The sequence below is a fragment of the Kribbella alba genome, from assembly GCF_039529635.1.
GTDB classification, from domain to species: Bacteria; Actinomycetota; Actinomycetes; order Propionibacteriales; family Kribbellaceae; genus Kribbella; species Kribbella alba.
This window is the reverse complement of the sequence record NZ_BAAANE010000004.1, coordinates 1,413,228-1,434,505: the sequence shown is the minus strand read 5'-3', so window position 1 is coordinate 1,434,505 and position 21,278 is coordinate 1,413,228. Positions and strand designations below refer to the sequence as shown.

General features: G+C 67.6%; 23 protein-coding genes. 10 read left to right on the top strand and 13 right to left on the bottom strand.

Going from position 1 to position 21,278, the window contains the following annotated elements:
• Window positions 1–247: 247 nt before the first annotated feature.
• From ABD210_RS13695 to ABD210_RS13670, 6 genes are all read right to left on the bottom strand, one after another.
• The gene (locus ABD210_RS13695) at window positions 248–1,987 is read right to left on the bottom strand and encodes an FAD-dependent oxidoreductase (RefSeq protein WP_344111606.1); all 1,740 of its coding nucleotides are present in this window, start codon (window positions 1,985–1,987) and stop codon (window positions 248–250) included.
• A complete protein-coding gene (locus tag ABD210_RS13690; protein ID WP_344111605.1) occupies window positions 1,984–2,856 on the bottom strand; it encodes an intradiol ring-cleavage dioxygenase in 873 nt (290 codons plus the stop codon). Before ABD210_RS13690 ends, ABD210_RS13695 begins: the two co-directional genes overlap by 4 nt.
• 69 nt (window positions 2,857–2,925) lie before the next feature.
• Window positions 2,926–4,140, bottom strand: coding sequence for a thiolase family protein (locus ABD210_RS13685; protein WP_344111604.1), 1,215 nt, complete (start codon window positions 4,138–4,140; stop codon window positions 2,926–2,928).
• Window positions 4,137–5,237 carry a maleylacetate reductase gene (locus tag ABD210_RS13680; protein WP_344111602.1) on the bottom strand — a complete coding sequence of 367 codons (1,101 nt, stop codon included), beginning with the start codon at window positions 5,235–5,237 and terminating at the stop codon, window positions 4,137–4,139. The genes ABD210_RS13685 and ABD210_RS13680 overlap by 4 nt, the downstream gene beginning before the upstream one ends.
• On the bottom strand, window positions 5,230–5,982 hold the full coding sequence (locus tag ABD210_RS13675; protein ID WP_344111601.1) for a CoA-transferase subunit beta: 753 nt from the start codon (window positions 5,980–5,982) through the stop codon (window positions 5,230–5,232). Before ABD210_RS13675 ends, ABD210_RS13680 begins: the two co-directional genes overlap by 8 nt.
• A complete protein-coding gene (locus ABD210_RS13670; RefSeq protein WP_344111600.1) occupies window positions 5,975–6,793 on the bottom strand; it encodes a CoA transferase subunit A in 819 nt (272 codons plus the stop codon). The genes ABD210_RS13675 and ABD210_RS13670 overlap by 8 nt, the downstream gene beginning before the upstream one ends.
• A 60-nt stretch (window positions 6,794–6,853) precedes the next feature.
• On the opposite strand from ABD210_RS13670, the gene ABD210_RS13665 reads away from it, so the two are divergent.
• The gene (locus ABD210_RS13665; RefSeq protein ID WP_344111598.1) at window positions 6,854–7,636 is read left to right on the top strand and encodes an IclR family transcriptional regulator domain-containing protein; all 783 of its coding nucleotides are present in this window, start codon (window positions 6,854–6,856) and stop codon (window positions 7,634–7,636) included.
• A 40-nt stretch (window positions 7,637–7,676) separates the two neighbouring features.
• Here the strand turns inward: ABD210_RS13665 and ABD210_RS13660 are convergent, their stop codons facing one another.
• Window positions 7,677–8,096, bottom strand: coding sequence for a VOC family protein (locus ABD210_RS13660; RefSeq protein ID WP_344111597.1), 420 nt, complete (start codon window positions 8,094–8,096; stop codon window positions 7,677–7,679).
• Window positions 8,097–8,217: 121 nt separating this feature from the next.
• The gene (locus ABD210_RS13655; protein ID WP_344111596.1) at window positions 8,218–8,817 is read right to left on the bottom strand and encodes a hypothetical protein; all 600 of its coding nucleotides are present in this window, start codon (window positions 8,815–8,817) and stop codon (window positions 8,218–8,220) included.
• Window positions 8,818–8,949: 132 nt separating this feature from the next.
• On the opposite strand from ABD210_RS13655, the gene ABD210_RS13650 reads away from it, so the two are divergent.
• Window positions 8,950–9,414 (top strand): winged helix-turn-helix transcriptional regulator, encoded by a 465-nt coding sequence (locus tag ABD210_RS13650; RefSeq protein WP_344111595.1) that lies wholly within the window; start codon window positions 8,950–8,952, stop codon window positions 9,412–9,414.
• A 60-nt stretch (window positions 9,415–9,474) separates the two neighbouring features.
• Here ABD210_RS13650 and ABD210_RS13645 read toward each other — a convergent pair whose 3' ends face one another.
• A complete protein-coding gene (locus tag ABD210_RS13645; protein ID WP_344111594.1) occupies window positions 9,475–10,521 on the bottom strand; it encodes an SIS domain-containing protein in 1,047 nt (348 codons plus the stop codon).
• A gap of 113 nt (window positions 10,522–10,634) precedes the next feature.
• Here ABD210_RS13645 and ABD210_RS13640 point away from each other — a divergent pair, with 113 nt between their 5' ends.
• Together ABD210_RS13640 and fbaA are read left to right on the top strand one after the other, a co-directional pair.
• Window positions 10,635–11,354 (top strand): GntR family transcriptional regulator, encoded by a 720-nt coding sequence (locus ABD210_RS13640; RefSeq protein WP_344111593.1) that lies wholly within the window; start codon window positions 10,635–10,637, stop codon window positions 11,352–11,354.
• 165 nt (window positions 11,355–11,519) lie between these two features.
• Window positions 11,520–12,545: a class II fructose-bisphosphate aldolase gene (gene fbaA / locus ABD210_RS13635; RefSeq protein WP_344111592.1), complete on the top strand. Its 1,026-nt coding sequence runs from the start codon at window positions 11,520–11,522 to the stop codon at window positions 12,543–12,545.
• A 130-nt stretch (window positions 12,546–12,675) separates the two neighbouring features.
• On the opposite strand, the gene ABD210_RS13630 is transcribed toward fbaA, so the two are convergent.
• Together ABD210_RS13630 and ABD210_RS13625 are read right to left on the bottom strand one after the other, a co-directional pair.
• Complete coding sequence (locus tag ABD210_RS13630; protein WP_344111591.1) at window positions 12,676–13,737, bottom strand: type IV toxin-antitoxin system AbiEi family antitoxin domain-containing protein; 1,062 nt, start codon at window positions 13,735–13,737, stop codon at window positions 12,676–12,678.
• Window positions 13,738–13,816: 79 nt separating this feature from the next.
• Complete coding sequence (locus ABD210_RS13625) at window positions 13,817–14,266, bottom strand: HNH endonuclease (RefSeq protein ID WP_344111590.1); 450 nt, start codon at window positions 14,264–14,266, stop codon at window positions 13,817–13,819.
• Window positions 14,267–14,411: 145 nt separating this feature from the next.
• On the opposite strand from ABD210_RS13625, the gene ABD210_RS13620 reads away from it, so the two are divergent.
• The 3 genes from ABD210_RS13620 (at window position 14,412) to ABD210_RS13610 (ending at window position 17,001) form a co-directional block, all read left to right on the top strand.
• Window positions 14,412–14,819: a DUF3151 domain-containing protein gene (locus ABD210_RS13620; RefSeq protein WP_344111589.1), complete on the top strand. Its 408-nt coding sequence runs from the start codon at window positions 14,412–14,414 to the stop codon at window positions 14,817–14,819.
• 42 nt (window positions 14,820–14,861) lie between these two features.
• Window positions 14,862–15,614, top strand: a complete 753-nt coding sequence (locus ABD210_RS13615; protein ID WP_344111588.1) for a 2-phosphosulfolactate phosphatase — start codon at window positions 14,862–14,864, stop codon at window positions 15,612–15,614.
• 166 nt (window positions 15,615–15,780) lie between these two features.
• Complete coding sequence (locus ABD210_RS13610) at window positions 15,781–17,001, top strand: MFS transporter (protein WP_344111586.1); 1,221 nt, start codon at window positions 15,781–15,783, stop codon at window positions 16,999–17,001.
• On the opposite strand, the gene ABD210_RS13605 is transcribed toward ABD210_RS13610, so the two are convergent.
• Window positions 16,989–17,612 (bottom strand): hypothetical protein, encoded by a 624-nt coding sequence (locus tag ABD210_RS13605; RefSeq protein ID WP_344111584.1) that lies wholly within the window; start codon window positions 17,610–17,612, stop codon window positions 16,989–16,991. The two genes, ABD210_RS13610 and ABD210_RS13605, sit on opposite strands and share 13 nt — an antisense overlap.
• Window positions 17,613–17,684: 72 nt before the next feature.
• Between ABD210_RS13605 and ABD210_RS13600 the strand changes: the two genes are divergently transcribed.
• Complete coding sequence (locus tag ABD210_RS13600; RefSeq protein ID WP_344111582.1) at window positions 17,685–18,119, top strand: MarR family winged helix-turn-helix transcriptional regulator; 435 nt, start codon at window positions 17,685–17,687, stop codon at window positions 18,117–18,119.
• 117 nt (window positions 18,120–18,236) lie between these two features.
• Here the strand turns inward: ABD210_RS13600 and ABD210_RS13595 are convergent, their stop codons facing one another.
• Window positions 18,237–19,076 carry an AraC family transcriptional regulator gene (locus tag ABD210_RS13595; RefSeq protein WP_344111580.1) on the bottom strand — a complete coding sequence of 280 codons (840 nt, stop codon included), beginning with the start codon at window positions 19,074–19,076 and terminating at the stop codon, window positions 18,237–18,239.
• A 54-nt stretch (window positions 19,077–19,130) separates the two neighbouring features.
• Here ABD210_RS13595 and ABD210_RS13590 point away from each other — a divergent pair, with 54 nt between their 5' ends.
• Entirely contained in the window at window positions 19,131–19,616 is a 486-nt protein-coding gene (locus ABD210_RS13590; protein ID WP_344111579.1) for a VOC family protein, read from the top strand.
• A gap of 338 nt (window positions 19,617–19,954) precedes the next feature.
• Complete coding sequence (locus ABD210_RS13585; protein ID WP_344111577.1) at window positions 19,955–21,244, top strand: adenylosuccinate synthase; 1,290 nt, start codon at window positions 19,955–19,957, stop codon at window positions 21,242–21,244.
• The last annotated feature ends 34 nt before the right edge of the window (window positions 21,245–21,278 follow it).

The window sequence follows — 21,278 nt, the reverse complement described above, 5'->3', positions numbered from 1 at the left end:
CCCACGGCCGTTGTGTCCGCAGGCCGGTGGGTGGGTGTACCGACCGACAGGAAGTAGTCCCCACCGGCGCTACAGCCGCAACCCCGCGCCGCCTGAACACCTGACCAATTCAGCCCGACCGGGGACATCTTCCTGTCGGTCGGTACGCCGGCCCTCCGTGTCCGTGTGGCTGGTGCGTTCCCCGGGCCGTCCCGGCAGACCCCGGGAGGCGGCGACGGACAGGTCGACCACTCCCTGCTCGGGCGGCTTACCGTCCGAGCAGGGATTGGAAGGCTTCGGTGAGGGTGCTGGTGGGGTCGCCTGGCAGGGTGTGCGACCGGTAAGCGACGTGGGCGTCCGGGCGGATCAGCAGGCACCCTGTGTCGGTGATCTCGCGGAGGCGGGACCAGTCGCCGTACAGGTCTTCCAGTTCGCGGCCGGGGCCGATGACGAACGACTCGACCGGGACGCCGGTCTCGTCCGAGACGGCTGCGGCGGCCTTGATCCAGGCGTCGCCACCGATGCCCGTGAGCAGGGTGAACCTTCCCTTGCCGACCACGTCGAGGGTGCTGACGGTGTCGGTCCCGCGGGTCAGCCAGCAGTGCGGGATCCTCGCGCCCGGCCAGGTGGTCGGGTGGTAGTAGAGCTCGGGGTCCCGGTCGTAGGCAGGCTCGGGTGTCCCATCGGGGACGACCGCCGCGGACGAGTAGCGCTGGCCCAGCTCCACCCCGTGTGCGTTGAACTCGTAGTCCTTGAGCTCGATCGCCTCGCGTAGCTCCTCGCGTTGTGCCGCGCCTTCCGGGGTGTCGTCCTTGCGCGACTCGATCGTGCGCCCGGCCGGTGCGTCCGGCGTCATGCCGAGCGCCCGGAAGATCTGCCCGAACTGGGTGCGGCTCTTGTTCGCCCGCTCCACGATCTGCTTCGCGATCGGCGTCCGCTCGGTGTCGTAGGTGTCCAGCAGCGACGGCGACGCCTGGCCGCGCAGTACGAGGGCCAGCTTCCACGCCAGGTTGTAGGCGTCCTGGATCGAGGTGTTCGAACCGAGGCCGTTGCTCGGCGGATGCCGGTGGATCGCGTCGCCCATGCAGAACACCCGGCCGACGGACGACTGCTCGGCGTACATGTGGTTGACGCTCCAGACGGAGGTGCCCTTGAGCTTGACGTCGATGGTGTCGTCGCCGACCAGGTTGCGCACGATCTCGGTCGCCATCGCCTCGTCGACGACCGGCGCGGGCTGGTTGATGTCGTAGCCCCAGACGATCAGCCACTCGTGCCACGGGCGGACCATCCGGACCAGGCCGGCGCCGATGCCGCCGATCTGCGCGCCCGGCTGCAGCACCCAGTAGAGAACGCTCGGCCGATGCGCGACGTACCTGGACAGGTCCGCCTCGAAGACGATGTTCATCGAACCCTCGATGTCCATCGCGCCCGCCATCGGCAGGCCGATGTCCTGGGCGACCTTGCTGCGACCGCCGTCCGCGCCGATCAGGTACTTGGCGCGGATCTCGTACTCCGAACCGCTGAGCCGGTCCCGGACGTGCGCGGTGACTCCGTCGGCGTCCTGGTCGAGCGACAGGAACTCCGTGTCGAAGCGGATCCGCGCGCCCCGACTGGCCGCCGTACCGACGAGGATCGGCTCGAACAGCGTCTGCGGCAGATCGCACGGCAGGGTCGGGCTGGCTTCGGTGTAGTCGGCGAGGCGCTGGGGATGCGTGCCCCAAGTGCGGATCCGGCCGATCTCCTCACCGGCGAGGCTGGTGCAGAAGGCGGTCTGGCCCATCAACGAGTGCGTGGTGCCCTTGTCGGTGATCTGGTCCTCGATGCCCATGTCGCGCATCAGTTCGACCGTGCGCTGGTTGGTGATGTGGGCTCGCGGCGTGTTGGCGGTCCAGCGGTAGCGGGTCAGTACGACGTTGTCGATGCCATAGCTGGACAGGAACAGTGAAGCGGCACCCCCGGCCGGGCCACTGCCGACGATCAGGACGTCGGTCTCGAATGCGTCGGTCATAACGAGCGGGTCTCCTCGATGGTGGCGAGCACCAAGTCGTACTGGACGGTGTTATAGGGGTGGTCGAACTGCCGGCCGTCCGGAGCGGTCCCCGCCGGGTGCTCGACGAAGCTCGCGATCAGGGAGTCCTTGACGCCGAAGACGGCATCGCTGTGCAGGTACTCGTCGCCCGCCGCGAAGACGTGCGTGATCAGCCTGGAGTAGCCAGGCGCGGTCACCATGAAGTGGATGTGAGCCGGGCGCATCGGTCCACGACCGCCGGCCCGGAGGAGCTCGCCGACCGGGCCGTCGTCCGGGATCGGGTAGGCGACCGGCCGCACCGCCCAGAACGAGTAGTTGCCCTCGGCATCGGTCGTCAGGTGGCCGCGGTTCTGCGGTCCGTCGACGTCTTTCTGTACGTCGTAGAACCCGTCCTCGTCGGCCTGCCAGGTCTCGACCAGCGCACCGGCGATCGGCTGGCCCTTGGTGTCCAGGACTCGCCCGCTCACCAGGCACGGCTGTCCGGGAGCACCGTTGGACACGTCGCCGCCGAGCTCGATCTCGGGGGAGCCCTCGACGAAGAACGGTCCGAAAACCGTTGATTCGGTGGCCTCCGGAGGCTTTCGGTTGCCCAGGCCGACGGTGAGCATCGAGAGTCCCAGTACGTCGGCGAGCAGCACGAACTCCTGCCGGGAGCCGGAGGAGAACTGACCGGTCCGGGTCAGGAAGTCGATGCCGGTGAAGTACTCCTCCTCGGTCAGGCCGACCTCACGCGCGAACGCGTGCAGGTGGCGCACCAGCGCGCCCATCACGGCCTTCATCCGCGCGTCGGGGCTGCTGTCGAAGCTCCCCACCACCGCGTCGGTCAGCTCATCACCCTCGAGATCCATCCTGGCGCTCCTCATTCGTCGATCCCGAACCCCTCATGCTCCGACTGCCCCGGAGGGCTCGAATGACTGTCATGCCTCGATCACCATCGCCAGTCCCTGGCCGACGCCGATGCACAGCGTGGCCAGGCCATAGCCGCCACCGCGCCGCCGCAGTTCGTGCGCGAGCGTGGTCAGAATCCTCGTACCGGAGCTGCCCAGGGGATGCCCGAGCGCGATCGCCCCGCCGTTCACGTTCACCTTGTCGCGGTCGAGCTCCGGCCATTCGCCCAAGCAGGCAAGACTTTGCGCCGCGTAGGCCTCGTTGAGTTCGACCAGCTTCAGGTCGTCCCAGCCGATCCCTGCCTTGGCCAGCGCTGTGCGCGACGCCTCGACCGGCCCGATCCCGAAGTACTGCGGTTCGACGCCGTGCACTGCCCGGCTCACGATTCGCGCCAGCGGAGTGATGCCGAGCTGTTGTGCCGTTGCCTCATCGGCAATCAGTACTGCGGAAGCGCCGTCGTTCAGGGTGGAGGAGTTTCCAGCCGTAACGGTTCCGTCGGTCCGGAAGGCGGGCTTGAGTCCGGCCATCAACTCGAGGGTGCCGCCGTCGCGGATGGACTCGTCGCGGGTCAGCGGTTTCGGGGCGTTGCGGCCTTGTGGCAGCACCGGCGCGAGGTGTTCCCACGGCACCACCTCGGTGTCGAACTTCCCGGCAGCCCAGGCCTTTCCGGCCTTGTCGTGGCTCTCCAGCGCGAAGAGGTCCTGTGCCTCACGGTCGACGTGGTAGCGCTCGGCCAGCAGTTCGGTCGCCTCGCCCAGGGAGATCGTCCACTCCGACGGCATCCGGGGATTGATCAGTCGCCAGCCCAGCGAGGTGGATTCGGCGGTCAGGTTGCCGTGTGGGAAGGCCTTGTCCGGCTTGGGGAGAACCCAGGGGGCGCGGCTCATCGACTCCACGCCGCCTGCCACCACCAGGCTCGCGTCGCCAGTCTCGATCGCGCGAGCGGCCTGGATCGCTGCTTCGAGGCCGGACCCGCAGAGCCGGTTGACCGTAGTACCGGGCACGCTGGTCGGGAAGCCGGCAAGCAACGCGGCCATCCGGGCGACGTCGCGGTTCTCCTCGCCGGCGCCGTTCGCGTTGCCGAGGAAGACGTCCTCGATCCGGGCCGGGTCGAGTCCGGGGTTGCGGGCCAGTAGTTCCCGCAGCGTGACAGCGGCCAGGTCATCCGGACGTCCGCCGGACAAGGATCCGCCGAGTTTCCCGACGGGCGTCCGGACCGCATCCAGCAGGTACGCGGATCTCACTGCGACTCCTTCAGGTCTTCTGCCGGGCGTGTGCCAACCCACGCGTCTTCCGTCGGTCGAGTGCCGGCCCAGGCACGGGCGAGGATGTCAGTGACGACCTTCTCCTCTTCCTCGTCGTGGTTCGCGGCGTATTCCTTGGCTGCTTCGTGTGCCTGCGCTTCGGTCAGTCCTAGGTCGCGGAGGCTGGTCGGCGCGTTCGCCGTGGTGAAGAGGTCGAACAGTCCTGCTGCCAGGTCGTCGATCTCGAGCGCGGCTTCCAGGCGGCCCTTGGCCCTCGGTGCCGTCGGCGCCTTATAACGAGTCACCTGAGGAAGTACTGCGGCGTGGGTCTCGGCGTGCGGGAGGTTATAAGTTCCGCCGAGCAGGTGACACAGCTTGTGGTGCAACCCCGTCCCGGCCATGGCAAGCGCCGAACCCGCGAGACTCGCGCCGTACAGAAGGTTGCTGCGGGCGTCTAGATCGGCGTGCTCGTGGAGAACTGCGAGCAATCCCTCACGCAGGGCTCTGGCTCCTTCGACCGCGGTGACCTCGGTGATCGGATCGGCCTTCGGGGTCCAGGTGGCCTCGATACAGTGCGCAAGGGCGTTCGCGACGCTCGCGCTGGTCACCTTCATCGGCAGACGACGGCTCAGCAGCGGGTCGTACACCACGGTCTTGGGCAGTACGACGGGATCGGTGCCGGTCGTCTTGTCGCCGTCGGCAGTCTGGCCCCACACCGGTGTCATCTCGGAGCCCGAGTACGTCGTCGGCACCGCGATGATCGGCAGCCTGGAGGTCAGAGCGATCGCCTTCGCCAGCCCGATCGCCGAACCACCGCCGATCGCGACGATCCCCCCGGCGCCCACCTCGATCGCCTTCGCCCGCGCGGCCTCGGCGCGGTCAGCCGGCACGTGCTGGCGTACTTCGTCGATCCGCCCGGCGAACCGGTGATGCAGAGCGGACTCCAGCAGATCGGCATCATCCCGCACGGATTTCGTTGCGATCAGCAACACCTTGCCGATCCCCAGCAAGTCGACCTCGTCGGCTACCCGGTCGAGCGTCCCCGGCCCGAGCACGATCCGACCAGCCAGTCCGACATGAACAAACGACTCAGGCATCGGCGGGCTCCCGATTCCTCAACCGGCGAAGCTCTTCCAGCTCGATGTCGGTTGGCGGCGGGACAACTCTGACGCTGTCGGCAACCTTCAGGTCCCAGCCGGTCGCTGCTCGCGCTTCCTCGACGGTGACCCCCTCATGCAGCCGGGTGAGGGTCAGTTCGTGGGTCTCGGGATCCGGCTCGAGCACGCCATAGTCGGTGATCACCAGAGTCGGCCCAGCGCCGCGTCCGTCCCGTTCTTGGCCGGTGGGGCCGTAGCCGACCGAGGAGACGAAGTCGACCTTCTCCACGAACGTGCGTGGCGACTGCTTCACGATCACGATCACCCGACCTGCGGCGGCCGCGATCTCCGGCGCTCCGCCGGCACCGGGCAGTCGAACCTTGGGGTCGGCGTGGTCGCCGATGACGGTCGTGTTGATGTTGCCGTACCTGTCGATCTGCGCAGCACCGAGGAACCCGACGTCGATCCGGCCGGCACCGACCCAGAAGTTGAACATCTCCGGCACCGACACCACCGCGGTCGCCGTCGCGGCCAGGTCGTCGTCGCCGATGGACAAGGGCAGCCGTCGTGGTTTCGCGTCGATCGCGCCCGACTCGTAGACGAGCCGGCAGTTCGGTGCGTGCGTCCTCCGCGCGAGGTTCGCGGCCAGGTTGGGCGGCCCCACCCCGACCAGGCAGACGTCCCCGTCAGACAACTCCCGCGCCGCTGCAACATTCATCATGTCCGCGCTGGTCCACTCAGGCATCGGCTGTCTCCTTGAGATCGTTGGCGGCAGCCCAGGCGAGGAAAGACCCGCGGTCGCGGGAGATCGCGTCCCACTGCTGGTAGAAGTCGTTGTCGCGCACCGAGTAGTCCGCCGCGTACGAGGGCCAGGTGCCGTTCGGTACGACGCTGACCGCAGACAGCACCCAGTTCGGCAGGATGACCGCACCGGTGTGCTCGGGGAACTCGTCGACTACTTCTTCCACCGTCACGATCGCCCGCTGAGCAGCAAGCACGGCTTCGCGCTGGACCCCGGTGATTCCCCAGAGCATCACGTTGCCGTCGCGGTCCGCCAACTGTGCGTGGATCACCGTCACGTCGGGGTTCACTGCTTTCACTGCGGCGAGTTCCTCGCCGGTGAACGGACAGGTGACGCGCGAGATGATGTCGCGCTGCTCCTCGAGGTCCGTGCCGCGGTAGCCGCGCAGTACGGCGAACGGCAGGCGTGCAGCCCCGGCTGTGTACGCATTAGCTAGCCCGGCATGACTGTGCTCGTGTACTGCGAGTCGGTGTGGCCAGTGGTTCTCCACGGCGTCGCGCAGCCGGTGGAGCGAGCCGACGCCGGGGTTGCCGCCGTATGAGAAGACCAGCTCGTCCGCGACGCCCAGACCGATCAGCTGGTCGTACACGAGGTCCGGCGTCATCCGGACGAGCGTCAAGTGGCGCCGACCCTGGCGCGCGATCTCGTGGGCCGCGGCGAACGGGATCAGATGGGTGAAGCCCTCCAGTGCGACCGTGTCTCCGTCGTGCACGTGCTTGGCGATGGCTTCGGCCAGGGGGACTGGATTCGTCACGGCTTCTCCGCTAGGATTTCGCTGAGCGAAAAATTCTTCTTTCAACGAAAAGGCTAGCCGATGTCTGCTGAACCGTCTACGGGAACGTTCCTGCAGGGGCTGGAGCGTGGCCTGGCCGTGATCCGGGCGTTCTCCGCGGAGACGCCGTCGCTCACGCTCAGCGAAGTCGCCCGGGGGGTCGGAATCACGCCCGCGACCGCCCGTCGGATCCTGCTGACGCTTGAAGAGCTCGGGTATGTGCGTAGCGACGGCCGCCGGTTCTCCCTCACGCCGCGAGTGCTTGCACTGGGTTGGGCGTACTTGTCGTCGCTGGACCTGGGTGACATCGCCGGGCCGTTCATGGAGGACCTGAGCGCGAAGACCCGCGAGTCCTGCTCGATAGCGACGCTGGACCTCCCGGACGTCGTGTACGTGGCGCGGGTGCCGACCAGCCGGATCATGACTGTCGCGCTCGGCGTGGGTGCGCGGTTGCCGGCATACGTGACTTCGATGGGGCGCGTGCTGTTGGCAGGACTACCCGAGGCCGAGCTGTCGGCGTACCTGGATTCGCTGGTACCGGAGCAGCTCACCCCGCACACGGTGACCTCGGTGGATGAGCTGCGCGAGGTGATTGCGCGTACTGCGGCTGACGGTTACGCGGTGGTCGATCAGGAGTTGGAGCTAGGGCTGCGGTCGATCGCAGTACCGATCGTTGACTCGCGTGGTCGTGCCGTGGCGGCGTTGAACGCCTCGGCCCACGCCTCCCGAACCAGCCGGGATGTACTGCTCTCCGACGTGCTAGGGCCCCTACAGGAATGCGCCGGCCACATCAGTACTGCGCTGCAGCGCCGCGGGCGCATCTGACTCGCCGCCGGCGGCCGGCGGCGAGTCAGCTGGTTGAGGCTCAGGGCTTGAGGGACTCGAGGATCTCCAGGTAGTGCGGGTTGTTCATGACGCCGAGGATGTTGCCGAACGGATCGACCACCGAGGCTGTCCGGAAGCCGGTGTCGGTGCCTCGGTTCGTGATCGGGTCGTGCAGGGTCGCGCCCAGCGAGAGCAGTCGCTCAACTGTGCCCTCCAGGTCGTCCACGTGCCAGAAGATGACCGCGCCGGACGGCTTCTCGCTGAGGCCGTGGGGCGAGTAGCGGGCGTCGATCAGGCCGAGCTCGCACTGGAAATCACCGAACCGGAACTCCAGGTATGCCGGGTCGCCCACCTCCGGCACGGCGTAGTACGGCTCGATGCCCAGCAACTCGGTGTACCAGACCTTGGCAGCGGCCATGTCGTCGGCGAAGAAGCTGACGGTGGCTAATCCTCGCAACATCTCTGGGTTCCTCTCGTTCGACCTGCTGACAAGAACAACCCTCCCAGCCAAAGTGCTCACCAAATGAGCACTTTGGCTGGGTATTTTCGCGGATCTCTGCGAGGAGGTTCGTTCGAGCCGGTCAGCCGAGGCCGATCTGCGCGTAGAAGCTCTGGTTGTCCCAGAACAGGTACTCCTCGTCCATCGTGTTGTGGGTGTTCCAGATGCCTACGGTCGCCATTGGCAGGGCGTAGGCCTTGCCGGTCGGCTTGATGATTCCGCCTTTGCCGTCCGGCATCGGCTTGGTGAAGGTGCCTTGCATGACACCTGTGACGGCGGTCAGTTGGTCGTTCGCCAGCCGGTACGGGTGCTGCAGGATCCGGGTGTCCGGGGCCCAGACGAACAGTGCGGCCAGGTCGGCGGTGTGCTTGTCGATGCCGTCGGTGAAATGCCCGTCGGGCCAGTGCACCCGGATGCTGCGCGCGTGGCTCTCACCCAGCCGGTCCCACTCCTGATGTGTGAAGACCTCGAAGTCGAGTTCGTCGAAGATCCGCAGGTGCCGGCGCTCCTCGGCGGAGAGGTTGGCCGGGTAGCCCGGTTTCTGGGTGTTGAGCTGTCCGGCGGCGCCTGCTGGGCCGGTCGAACCGTAAGCCAGGTCTGTGCCGCTGCTGACGGCGGCTAGTGCGAGGGCGCCGAAGCCGGCGGCGGTGCTGTTCCTGATCAGAGAACGACGATCGATCATTTCGCTACCTCCTGAGGGATCGCCCCGGTGCGGGCGACTTCTCCTCACTCTACAGTTACTTTTGGAAACTAGTCACTAGTAGAAACTGCGATCGTTCTGTAATCGGTTTCCATTTGGGGTAAGCTGATCGTTGTGGATCACGACGTGGAGTATGACGTCTTCTCCTCTACGTGCCCGTCCAGGCCGGTACTGGAGGATGTGACAGGTCGGTGGGGTGCGCTGGCGCTCGGCGCGCTGGCCGATGGGCCGTTGCGGTTCAACGCGCTCCGCCGGCACGTCCAGGGAGTCAGTCAGAAGATGCTGGCCCAGTCGCTGCAAGCGCTCGAGCGCGACGGGCTGGTGAAACGGGAGGTCCAGTCGACCTTCCCGCTGCAGGTCGAGTACAGCCTGACCCCGACCGGCGAAGTACTGGCCACCAAGCTGCTCGACCTGATTGCCTACCTAAGAGGCAGCATGCCTGGCATCGTCGAGGCCCAGCAGTCCTACGACAAGGCACGCGCCCAAGCCGACAAGGCACGCGCCCAGACCGACAAGGCCCACGCTCAGACCGACAAGGCACGCGCCGCCCAAGCAGACAAGGCACACGCTCAAGCCTGAAATCGACGAAGTCCCCGCCGTTCCGATAGTGCGAGCGGCGGGGACTTCGTCGGTGGAGACTCAGTCGGTTTGGGTGACCTTGCGGAGGCCGCGGGGAGCGTCGGGGTCGAGGCCGAGCTTGCGGGCGAGAGCCTCGATGGCGCGCTGGGCCGGGATGATCAGCGCCAGCGGCGACAGGGTTTCGGGCAGGTCCGGGCCGGCCAGGTTCACGTCGCAGCGGGAGGCGAAGGTCGCGTCGCCGCCGATGCCGAGGATCTTGCTCCCCTTCTCGCGGACGATCGAGGCCAGTTCCGTCATGCCGGGAAGCGCGGGGCCTTCGCCGGCCGCCACCAGGATGGTGACCAGGTCCGCGTCGACTACTGCGATGGGTCCGTGCTTGAGGTCTGCGTACGAAAGGCCGCGGACCGGCTGCAGGCAGGTCTCCTCCAGCTTGAGTGCCACCTCGAGCGTTGTACCGAAGGTCAGTCCGCGGCCGCTGGCCAGTACGTCGTGGGCGCCCGCGAGCAGGTCCGCGGCGGCTTCGACCGAGCCCTCCAGCATTTTCGCGGCAGCCTCAGGGACGCGCGCGATGTCCGCGTCGAGCGTGCCCGGCTTCTGGGCGAGCGCGTCGACTGCGACGGTGATCGCGGCGAGCTGCGTGGTGTAGGTCTTCGTCGCCGGGACGGCCAGTTCCTTGCCTGCTTGGGTGATCAGGGCGACGTCGGCGGTCGACGCCAGTGGGCTGTCGCCGTCGTTGGTGATGCCGACGATCGCGGCGCCGTTGCGCTTGGCCCACTCGGCGGTGTCGACGATCTCCTGGGTGGCGCCTGACTGGCTGACCGCCACGACCAGGGAGTTCGACAGGTCGAGGTTGGCGCCGTACAGGGTGGCGACCGAGGGCGCGGCCAGCGATGCCTGCCGGCCGGCGTGGATCTCGGTCAGATAGCGGCCGTAGACGCCGGCGTTGTCCGACGACCCCCGGGCCACGAAGATGACGTGCCGTCGCCCGGCGGCGAGCCGGGTGATGTCGTGGCGCAGCGGCAGCACGTGCTCGAACGTCGCGGCCAGAGCCGCGGGCTGCTCGGCGATCTCGCGCGCCATCTGGGTGGCAGGGGCGGGGACAGACACCACTACGATCACTGGTCCTATCTGGTCTTAACAGGTATGCTGCGCACGATAGCAGTGAGCGGTGTACGGGGGCACCCCCCGGTTCCCGCCCAGGTCTGGAGGATCGAGATTCGATGGTGGCTACCAAGCGGGCCCAGGTCCGATCGGTGCTGGAACGGCTGATCGAGGTCGAGTTGCACCCGGGTGACCCGATTCCGTCCGAGCGCGCGCTGGTGGACAAGTTGAACGTGTCCCGGGTGACTGTCCGGCAGGCGATCAGCGACCTGGTCGAGTCCGGCGCGCTGGAACGTGTGCACGGCAAGGGGACCTTCGTCACCGGCCCCCAGGTCGATTCCCAGCTCCACCTGACCTCGTTCTCCCGGGAGATGCGGGCCCGCGGTCTCGAGCCGGGCACCGTGGTGCTCTCGGCGACCGAGATCGAGGCGTCCGACGAGACCGCGAAGGGTCTGCGGGTGCCGAAGGGCACCAAGGTGATCCGGGTCGAGCGGCTGCGCACCGCCGACGCCTCGCCGATGGCCTACGAGGTCGGCTACTACCCGTCCGCGCTCTTCCCCGGCCTGCTCGGCCGCGAGCTCGGCACCCTGTACGACGTCTTCGCGAGCGAGTACGACGTCGTCGTCACCTCCGGGGAACAGACCGTCCGGGCGGACAACGCCGACGGTCACGTGGCCCGGGTCCTCGGCGTGGCCAGACGGGCACCCCTGCTGGTCCTCGAGCGCACCACCTTCGCCGGCCGCAAGGTCGTCGAGCTGTCCTGGTCGGCCTACCGGGCCGATCGCTACCGGCTGCACATGGCCCTGACCCCCCGGGGTCCGCGGACCGGGTCCGCCTGAAACAAACTGGACCGGTCCTGTTCATCAACTGGTCTGTTCGCCTGCCGTTCGCTCCCCGGTCACCCGACCGGCCCGGCAGGGAGGCCGCCGCGTACGACGAGGTAGGCGACGGTGATACTGGAGCTTCACCCACACGGAACTTTGTTGTGAGGAGTACCGCGAGACATGCCTATTGCCACCCCTGAGGTCTACGCCGAGATGCTGGACAAGGCCAAGCAGAACCGCTTCGCCTACCCGGCCATCAACGTCAGCTCCTCCCAGACGCTGATCGCCGCTCTGCAGGGCTTCGCCGAGGCGGGCTCGGACGGCATCGTCCAGGTCTCCACCGGCGGCGCCGAGTACCTGTCCGGGTCGACCGTGAAGAACATGGTGACCGGATCCGTCGCGCTGGCGGCGTACGCGCACGAGGTCGCCAAGAACTACCCGGTGAACATCGCGCTGCACACCGACCACTGCCCGAAGGACAAGCTGGACGGCTTCGTCCGGCCGCTGCTGGAGATCTCCGCCGAGCGGGTCGCCCGCGGCGAGAACCCGCTGTTCCAGTCGCACATGTGGGACGGTTCCGCGGTGCCGCTCGAGGAGAACCTCGAGATCGCCAAGGACCTGCTGGTCAAGGCCGCGGCCGCGAAAATCGTGCTCGAGATCGAGGTGGGCGTCGTCGGTGGTGAAGAGGACGGCGTCGCGCACGAGATCAACGAGAAGCTCTACACCACCGTCGAGGACGGCCTGGCCACGGTTGAGGCGCTCGGCATCGGCGAGAACGGCCGCTACCTGACCGCGCTCACCTTCGGAAACGTGCACGGCGTCTACAAGCCGGGCTCGGTCAAGCTGCGTCCGGAGATCCTGAAGGAGATCCAGGAGCAGGTCGGCGCCAAGGTCGGCAAGGACAAGCCGTTCGACCTCGTCTTCCACGGCGGCTCCGGGTCGACCCTGGAGGAGATCCGCGCCGCGGTGGATTACGGCGTCGTCAAGATGAACATCGACACCGACACCCAGTACGCCTTCACCCGGCCGGCCGCCGGGCACATGTTCACCAACTACGACGGCGTCCTGAAGGTCGACGGCGACGTCGGCAACAAGAAAGCCTACGACCCGCGCGCCTGGGGCAAGCTGGCCGAAGGTGGCATGGCCAAGCGCGTCGTCACCGCCTGCGAGGACCTCCGCGCCACCGGCACCTCCCTCCTCGCCTGACCTTCCCGCAGATCGCCGGACCGCCTTCTCCTGAAGGAATCCGCAGCTCCTGAAGGGCCCGCCGCTCTCCCGCGGCGGGCTCCTTCCGTTGTGCCCGAGCTCAGTACCGCCGTCTGATCGGTGGGCAAATTCAGCAGGGGAGGTCGTGGTCGGACGGCAGTGCGAGCTCACCGCCCGCTCCTCGCCGCCCCGTCCAGTCGCCGGCCCGTTTGCGCCGGGGCCGGTTGGGGTCGAAGACACGGACACCCGTACGCCGGGACGCTCGGGCGAAGGCTGCTCGGACCCGGTCCACGACCAGGGCCGGCTCGTCGAGATCCGCCCAGGAGATCCAGCAGTACTCCAGCGGCTCGGGCGCTGTCGGCTCCCCAGGAGGTGGTGCGCCGAAAACGCGGGCGGCGGCTTCTTCCAGATAGTCGTCGAACTCCTCGCACCAGAAGGGCTCGTGGGGTTCGAACTCCACCACGGTCCGCTCGTCGGGGAACCAGAGCGCGCAGTTCGCCACCTCCAGCTCGCATCCCGGCGGTGGTGACGACGCGGGCACCGGCAACTCCGCCTCGGCGAGAATCAGCCGCAACCGCGACTCCGCGACCGAAGCCGACTCCACCCCCGCCATCGCGAACACCTGGTGAGCTCGCTCGACTCCCTGGACCAGCTGGCTCGCGGCACGCTTGAGCGAACTCGGGGTCACCAACCCGGCGTACAGGGCTGCTTCGGCGAGCACGACCGCGGGCGCGAGCTCGGAGCTGGCGGCGACCTCCGCGACAGCCCGGGCGGGCGAGGTCATGCGCAGCTTGTTCCACAGTTGGACGCCTGGCCCGACCGGGTCGCGGACGTGCCGGTGGACTCCGCCGGCATGCCGCCCGGGTCGGCCGTCTCGTGCGGTCACGTGAACCTGGCCGAGGTCGAGCCCCCAGAGCGGCAGGGCATGCAGCGCCGCCGCCGACTGGTGGCTCGCGGCCAGCCCCGGCTCGCCGTACCGGAGTACGTGGTAGACGCGCCGGAGGTGCAGCATCGCCTCGTTCACCGGGGCGAGCGCGCGGTGCGCGGCATAGGTGCCCGGCCGGATCCGGCGCCAGCCGCCGGTGTCCAGCAGGGAGTCGATGTCCGGGTCGGGGTAGCCACACGCGCGCGCATCGGCACGGGTGAACACCCCGCCACGGATGAGGGTCATCACGCTGAGTTGTGGGTTCACACCGGAGAAGATGCAGTGATCAGCCCCGGTTCAGCGCGCTGACTTCAAAGCTGTGGAAAGAGGGCATGAAAAAAGCCCGTCATGTCTGTATGACGAGCTCGGCGCGAGTCGGTACCCAAGGTTGCCACAGGAGCGGCATGTTGGCCTCGGAAGGTGTGCGGTTGCCCTTCCGCTCGTTGCACGAGGCATGCGCCGCGACCGCGTTCAACCACTCTGTCCGGCCGCCTCTGGATCTTGGCTGGACATGATCCATCGTGTCCGCGTTGCCCAGACCGCAGTAGGCGCAGCGGAACCTGTCGCGTCGCAGTACGCCGTGCTTGCTGTACTTCATCCGGCCTGCCGCATAACGCCAGTGAGTCACCACGTAGCGCACCAGGCGCAGCACCCGTGGCACTGGAAAAGGGCCGATGGTCCGTTCGCCGTGCGCCTCTTCGACCACTGCGACCTCGCGGACCAGCATCCGGATGGCGTGCTGGATCGACACGGTGTGCAACGGCTCATATGACGCGTTCAGGACTATGACGCTCATCCGATGCCTCCTTCCGGCCGTAGCTGGGAACCACGGCGGCCTTGACGCAGGGTCTCAAGCATCCGTGGCCACTCGGTGAACGGTCAACGGATTTCGTCAGACGGTCACCTGCCGGTACGGCAGCGTGATCGGCGAAGATGTGCCTATGGAATTGAACAATCTGCTCTCTGGTCCACCCGAGACACTACTCCCTGTAGACCCAGCGGCCGCGGAACTCGCCGCCGGGGCCGCTCCGGCGGAGGTAGCGGCCAAGTTCCCGACCTCTTCGCTGGCCTGGTCGGAACTGGCCGAGGCGGCCTTCGCGGACGGCCGCACGATCGAGGCCTACGCCTATGCCCGCACCGGCTACCACCGCGGCCTCGACCTGCTCCGGCGCAACGGCTGGAAGGGTCACGGCCCGGTTCCGTGGGAGCACGAGCCGAACCGCGGCTTCCTGCGTTGCCTGGCCGTCCTCGGCAAGGCAGCCGCCGTCATCGACGAGAAGGACGAGGCCGAACGCTGCGCGACCTTCCTCCGCGACTCCTCCCCGACAGCCGCCGACGTTCTGAGCTGAAACTGTTTGTAGGGACTGGGGCCGGCGGGACATGATCCGTCGGTGACCAGTCCTTACGCGCAGAGCGGCTATCGCGCTGCCTTCGACTGGGGCCCGGTGGGCGCGGCCGCGGTCCGTGCAGACCTGGTCGCCGTCGTAGACGTCCTGTCGTTCACAACCGCCGTGACTGTGGCCGTGGACCAGGGCATCGAGGTTTTGCCCTACCGCTGGCGCGATGAGTCAGCGAAGGCTTTCGCTGAGAAGCACGACGCCGTACTGGCTGTCGGGCGGGGCCAAGCGGGCGCCGATGGGATCAGCCTCTCGCCCGTCTCGATCAGGCGAGCCCGGGACGTCCAGCGGTTGGTGCTGCCGTCGCCGAACGGCTCGACGATCTCCCAGCAACTCAGCGATAGCGGATCGACAGTGCTTGCGGTGTCCCTGCGTAATGCGTCGGCAGCAGCGGCTTGGGCTGCTGCCAAGCTCACAGAAGACGCTGCACTGACTGTCGTGGCGATCGCTGCGGGGGAGCGCTGGACAGACGGCTCGCTGCGTCCGGCGGTGGAAGATCTTTGGGGTGCAGGCGGGTTCTTGGCCGCACTGGCAGACAGAGGTGTCGCACCCTTGTCCCCGGAGGCCCGCGCGGCTGCCTCGGCGTACAGGGATGTCGTGGACGAACTGCCTCAGCTGCTGCACGAGTGCGCGGGCGGGCGGGAGCTGACGGCATACGGGTTCGCGGCGGACGTGGCGATCGCGGCCGAGGTCGATGGGAGCCAGTTGGTGCCGGTACTGCGGAACGGCGTCTTCCGGATAGGATGACGGCGTCACCCCAAGCCCTCGAGGTTCTGCCCGGTGACAGAGCCGGCAGGCGGCGTGCGTCCCCGCTTCCTGCCGAACATGGACGGTTGTTGGCGGCATGACGGACCGATGAAGCAGGACGCCCACGGTCAGATCACCGCCCCGCCGGGCAGCGGAAGGTACTACCGTGCCGGCTCTCACCGGACGGATCCGCACGCCCGACAAGCAGCACGGCTATAGCGCCGCGCTGCGTACGCCCGGAGCGTGGAAGTTCTATCTAGCGGCAGCACCCGCACGCATCGGCATCGCCATGACAGGCCTCGGCATCGTCTGGCTCGTCCACGGTTCCACCGGCTCGTACGCCGCGGCCGGCACCGTGACAGGCGGGTTCGCCGTCGCAGAGGCGGTCGCGGGTCCACAAGTCGCGCGGCTGATCGACCGCTACGGCCAGACCCTCATGCTGCCTATCACCCTGTTCCTCCACGCCGCAGCAATCGCTCTATTGATCGCCTTGACCCTCACGGCCGCGCCACTGTGGAGCTTGGTTGCAGCGGGAGTGCTTGCTGGGGGATCGCTGCCACAGATCGGTGCGCAGACTGCAGCGCGATGGTCAGCAGCACTCCGTGGCAGCCCGGTGCTCTCCTCGGCCTTCGCATTGGAATCACTTGGTACCGGCCTTGCATTCCTGGTCGGCCCCGCACTGATCGGCACAGTGAGTTCACTGGTGCACCCAGTCGCAGGAGCAACGCTCGCTACCTTGCTGGTTCTCACCGGCGGCCTCACCCTGGCCCTGCAACGCAGTACTGCGCCGCCGCGGTCGGCTGGTCCGCGGAGGTCCTCGGCCCGGCTGCTTCAGCGCGGATTCCTTGCACTGGTTGCCACGAACGTCGGCGTCGGCCTGTTCTTCGGCACCATGCAGGTCTCGGTCACGGCCTTCGCAGTCGACCGCGGATCCGCCGCACTGGCCGGTCCTCTCTACAGCGTGACGAGCTTGGTCAGCATGATCGCCGGACTCGTGTACGGCGCCCGGCGTTGGCGGATGCCGATCCCCACCCAATTCGTGGTGGCGCTGGGGTGTCTCGGCGTCCTCTGCATTCCGCTGCTGTTCGTGACCAGCCCGGCCGCACTGGCGATCGCGCTGGCTCTACCAGGACTCGCCATCGCCCCCTTCATGGTCCTGTCCTCAGTGCTGGCCGAGTCGCGCGTCGCACCAGCTGTCCTCACCCAGGCCTTCACCTGGCTGAACTCCGGCAGCGCCGCCGGCATCGCAATGGGCGCCGCCCTGGCCGGCCGAGTCGTAGACACCCACGAACCCCGCTGGGGATTCACCTTGGCGCTACTGGCGGCCGCCACCGCAACTATCGCGGCAGCGGCAGCCCGTAGTACAAGCGGCTCTCAGGAGTCGTGACGGAGCATGGCCCAACCGAGGACTGCGAACAGCGCCATCCAGCCGGCGATCACCAACCGGGCGACCACGAACGGGCCGAAGATCCCGGGGGTGAGCGGAACGAAGACGTAGATGCCCAGGGCGAGTGGCAGGTAGCGCTGCCAGCCCTCCCAGACCTTCGCCCGCACGACGGCGATCCCGGCAATGATCAGGAAGACACCGATCGCGGTCGACACGACGCCGTACCAGGTCTCGATCGTGTCGGTGCGAGGACTCGGGTACGGCGAGTCCTTGGCGCTGGTGGCGATCACCTCGAGTGCTGCCAGTCCGAGCATGGCCAGCACGCTGCCCCCGACGCCGATCCGGCCGAGCCCCGAACGGCCGGCGGCGCCAGAGGTCCAGAGCGCCGCCAGCAGTACGGCGAGACCCAGGTGCTGAAGTGCGAACACGGTCTGCGCGACCGTGAAGCCCGTTGCGTCGAAGGGATAACTGAACTGGCTGTCGTCGACCGCGGCCGGGTAGAAGATCAGGACCAGGCCCCCGGCCGCGCCGATGATGCCGGCCCAGAGGCCGATGGTGCCGGCCGCACGGACCGACAGCGGGTAAGCCTTGCTGATGGTGGTTGTACTCACGGCGTGTTCCCCCACTTCCGTGGTCAAAAATAGTAAGGTACCCCTGATATTCAGGTTTACCTTAGGATCTTCATGGCGTCAACGGATCGGCAGCGACGGGCCAACACGATCGCGATGCTCGGCCAGGCCTACAGCCTGCTCGGCTTCAAGATCGTCGACGGTGTCGTCGGTGCGGGCTACCCGCAGAAGCCGTCGCACTCCGCGGTGTTCGCCCAGATCAAGCGCGAAGGTTCCCGGCTGACGGACCTTGCCAAGGGCGCCAACATGACGCCGCAGTCGATGGGCGAACTGGTCGCCGAACTGGTCGAACTGGGCTACGTCGAACGCCGCCCCGACCCTACCGACGGCCGGGCCAAACTGATCGTCCTCACCGAACGCGGTAACGCCTGCATCGACGCCGGCGAGACCACCATCCGAGGTCTGGAAGACCAGCTCACCGAGATCCTCGGGAAACGCGGTCACGCCCAGCTCCGCACCCTCCTCACCAAACTCCTCGCCGAGGGCTGACCGCCGCGACGCCGGTGGCGAACAGGCGAGTTCATCAAGACTGTCGCCGAGGAGTATGAACTCCCGCCGGACGTTGTAGAGAATGTCCTCCGACAGGCAGCCTGAGCGTAGTGCGGCTCAGCGGTAGGTGGATTGGCGTTCGGATTGGGTTCGGGTGGCGTATTCGGCGGGGGTGAGGCCGATCTGTTCTTTGAACTCGTGGGAGAAGTGGGCCTGGTCGAAGTAGCCGAGGGCAACGGCCAGGTCGGCTAGTTCGCAGACCTCACCGCGGGCCAGTAGGTCGGCGCCGTCGTGCAGGCGGTAGCGGCGCAGTACCCACTTTGGGCCGACGCCGACGTAGCGGCGGAAGAGGCGCTGCAGTTTGCGGACGGGCAGGTCGAACCGCTCGGTGACCTGGTCAACGCGGGTCAGCGACCGGTCCTCGCTCATCGCCGCGATGATGCGCCGGACCAGCTCGTACGACTGGTCCGCCGCGACCAGGTGATCCATCAGGAACGCTTCGAACACAGCGCGCCGGCGTACGTCGGACTCCTCGGCGAACACCAGGTCGGCCAGCCGGCCGGCGTCGGCGAAGGCCTCTCGAAGAGGCAGTACCTCGTCCCGGAACGAGGCGACGTCCTGGCCCGTCACCGCACCGAACCCGCCGGCCCAGAACTTCACCCCGAAGACTCGACCCCGGCCGGTCAGCTCGCGGGTGAACTTCCGGGTGCAGACGCCGTTCACGAATGCGCCGCCCGGTTGCTCGAAGGTGACGTTCACGCTGGGGAAGGGCAGCACCTCGGCGACGTACGGCGGCTGGTCGCGCAGGTCCCACTCGACGATCCAGTACCACTCCACGAACCGGCCCACCTGCGGCCCCGCGGCGAGCCTGGACAGCGTGCGGTGTCTGGCCTGCTCCTGGGGGTGCAGTATGCCGCGCTCGTTGTCCGGGGGAGGCGTTCCGGGGTCGGTCGACAAGGGCTGTCGCTTTCTTACAAGACCGGGTGGTCGGTGGTCGCGAAGACTGCTGGCATGACGACGAACACGGTAAACCCCATCCCCGACGGTTATCACTCGCTCACCCCGTACCTCGCGGTCAACGACGGCCCGAAGGCGATCGAGTTCTACCGGCACGTGTTCGGGGCCGAAGTGATCAGCAGGCAGGACCTGCCCGACGGGCGGCTGGGACAGGCGGAGCTGAAGTTCGGCGACTCGATGCTGCAGTTGAGCAACGAGATGCCGCAGATCGGGCTGCAGGCTCCGAGCGGCGAGTGGGTGCACTCATCGCTGGTGCACTACGTCCCGGATGTGGACGCCACCTTCGCGAAGGCGATCGAAGCGGGGGCGCGGCAGGTCGAGGCGGTGCAGACGTTCATGACCGGAGACCGGTACGGCACGGTGATCGACCCGTTCGGGCATCGCTGGGCGATCCTGACGAAGGTGGAGGACGTCTCCCGCGAGGAGGCGGACCGTCGGGTGAAGGAATGGCTGGCGACGAACCCCGAGGGCCTGGACTAGGGCCGCTGTGTTGTCGTTGACAACGAGGAAGCGGCCCGCCGGAACCGTCCCCTGCGGCAGTTTCGGCGGGCCGCTGACTAAGAGTGTGCACGTGATCACGGAAATTGGCAACCCGTCGTCATGAATTGCGCGCGCCCGTGGCACTTGGATGTCACGTGTTGCCCGGGTGCACCGGCGTGAGCGTGGTAATGCGCAGTTCCGGTAGGCTTTGGCCGCAAGAGCCTGGTCACGCTGCCGAGCGAACTGTCGGTGAACGTGTCCGGGCTTCACCGTTTTCCAGCGGCCGGCCTGCGCACGGCGATGGAGCGTCAGGCCGACGCGTGAAGAGGAGGGCTGAGATGCCCGCAATCGTGCTCGTCGGCGCCCAGTGGGGCGATGAGGGCAAAGGCAAGGCGACCGACCTGCTCGGCAACACCGGTGCCGAGATCGACTACGTGGTGAAGTTCAACGGCGGCAACAACGCCGGCCACACGGTCGTGATCGGCAAGGAGAAGTACGCGCTGCACCTGCTGCCGAGCGGGATCCTGACACCTGGGGTGACGCCCGTGATCGGCAACGGGGTGGTGGTCGACCTCAGCGTCCTGTTCGAGGAGCTCGACGCGCTGCGGGCCCGGGGCGTCGACACCTCGCGGCTGGTGATCAGTGCCAGCGCGCACCTGATCCCGCCGTACAACCGGACTCTGGACAAGGTGACCGAGCGCTTCCTCGGCAGCCGCAGGATCGGCACCACCGGGCGCGGCATCGGCCCGACGTACGCGGACAAGATGAACCGGATCGGCATCCGGGTCCAGGACCTCTACGACGAGAAGATCCTCGAGCAGAAGGTCACCGGCGCGCTGGAGCTGAAGAACCAGTTGCTGGTGAAGGTCTACAACCGCCGCGCGGTGGAGATCTCCGAGGTGATGGACGAGCTGCTCGGATACGCCGATCGCCTCCGCCCGATGGTCGCGGACACCGGGCTGCTGCTCGGCAAGGCGCTGGACGCGGGCAAGACGGTGCTGATGGAGGCCGGCCAGGCGACCCTGCTGGATGTCGACCACGGCACCTATCCGTTCGTCACCTCCTCCAACGCGATCTCCGCGGGCGCCTGCACAGGCTCGGGCATCCCGCCGACCCGGATCGACCGCGTGATGGCCGTCGTCAAGGCGTACACGACCCGCGTCGGCGAGGGGCCGTTCCCGACCGAGCTGCTCGACGCCGACGGCGAGTGGCTGCGGCAGCAGGGCTTCGAGTTCGGTACTACGACCGGCCGGCCGCGCCGCTGCGGGTGGTACGACGCGGTGATCGCCCGGTACGCCGCGCGCGTGAACGGTGTCAGCGACTTCGTCCTCACCAAGCTGGACACGTTGACCGGTCGCGAGAAGATCCCGGTCTGCGTCGCGTACGACGTGAACGGCGTCCGGCACGAGGAGATGCCGATGACGCAGACGGAGTTCCACCACGCGGTCCCCGTGTACGAGGAGTACGACGGCTGGGATGAGGACATCACCGGCTGCCGCACCTTCGAGGACCTGCCCAAGAACGCCCAGACGTACGTGCGGGCGGTCGAGTCGCTCAGCGGCGCGCCCATCTCGGCCGTCGGGGTCGGTCCGGAGCGCTCCCAGATCGTCATGCTCGACCGCAGCTGACTCAACCGCGAACCACCCGGGGATCATCCCCCGG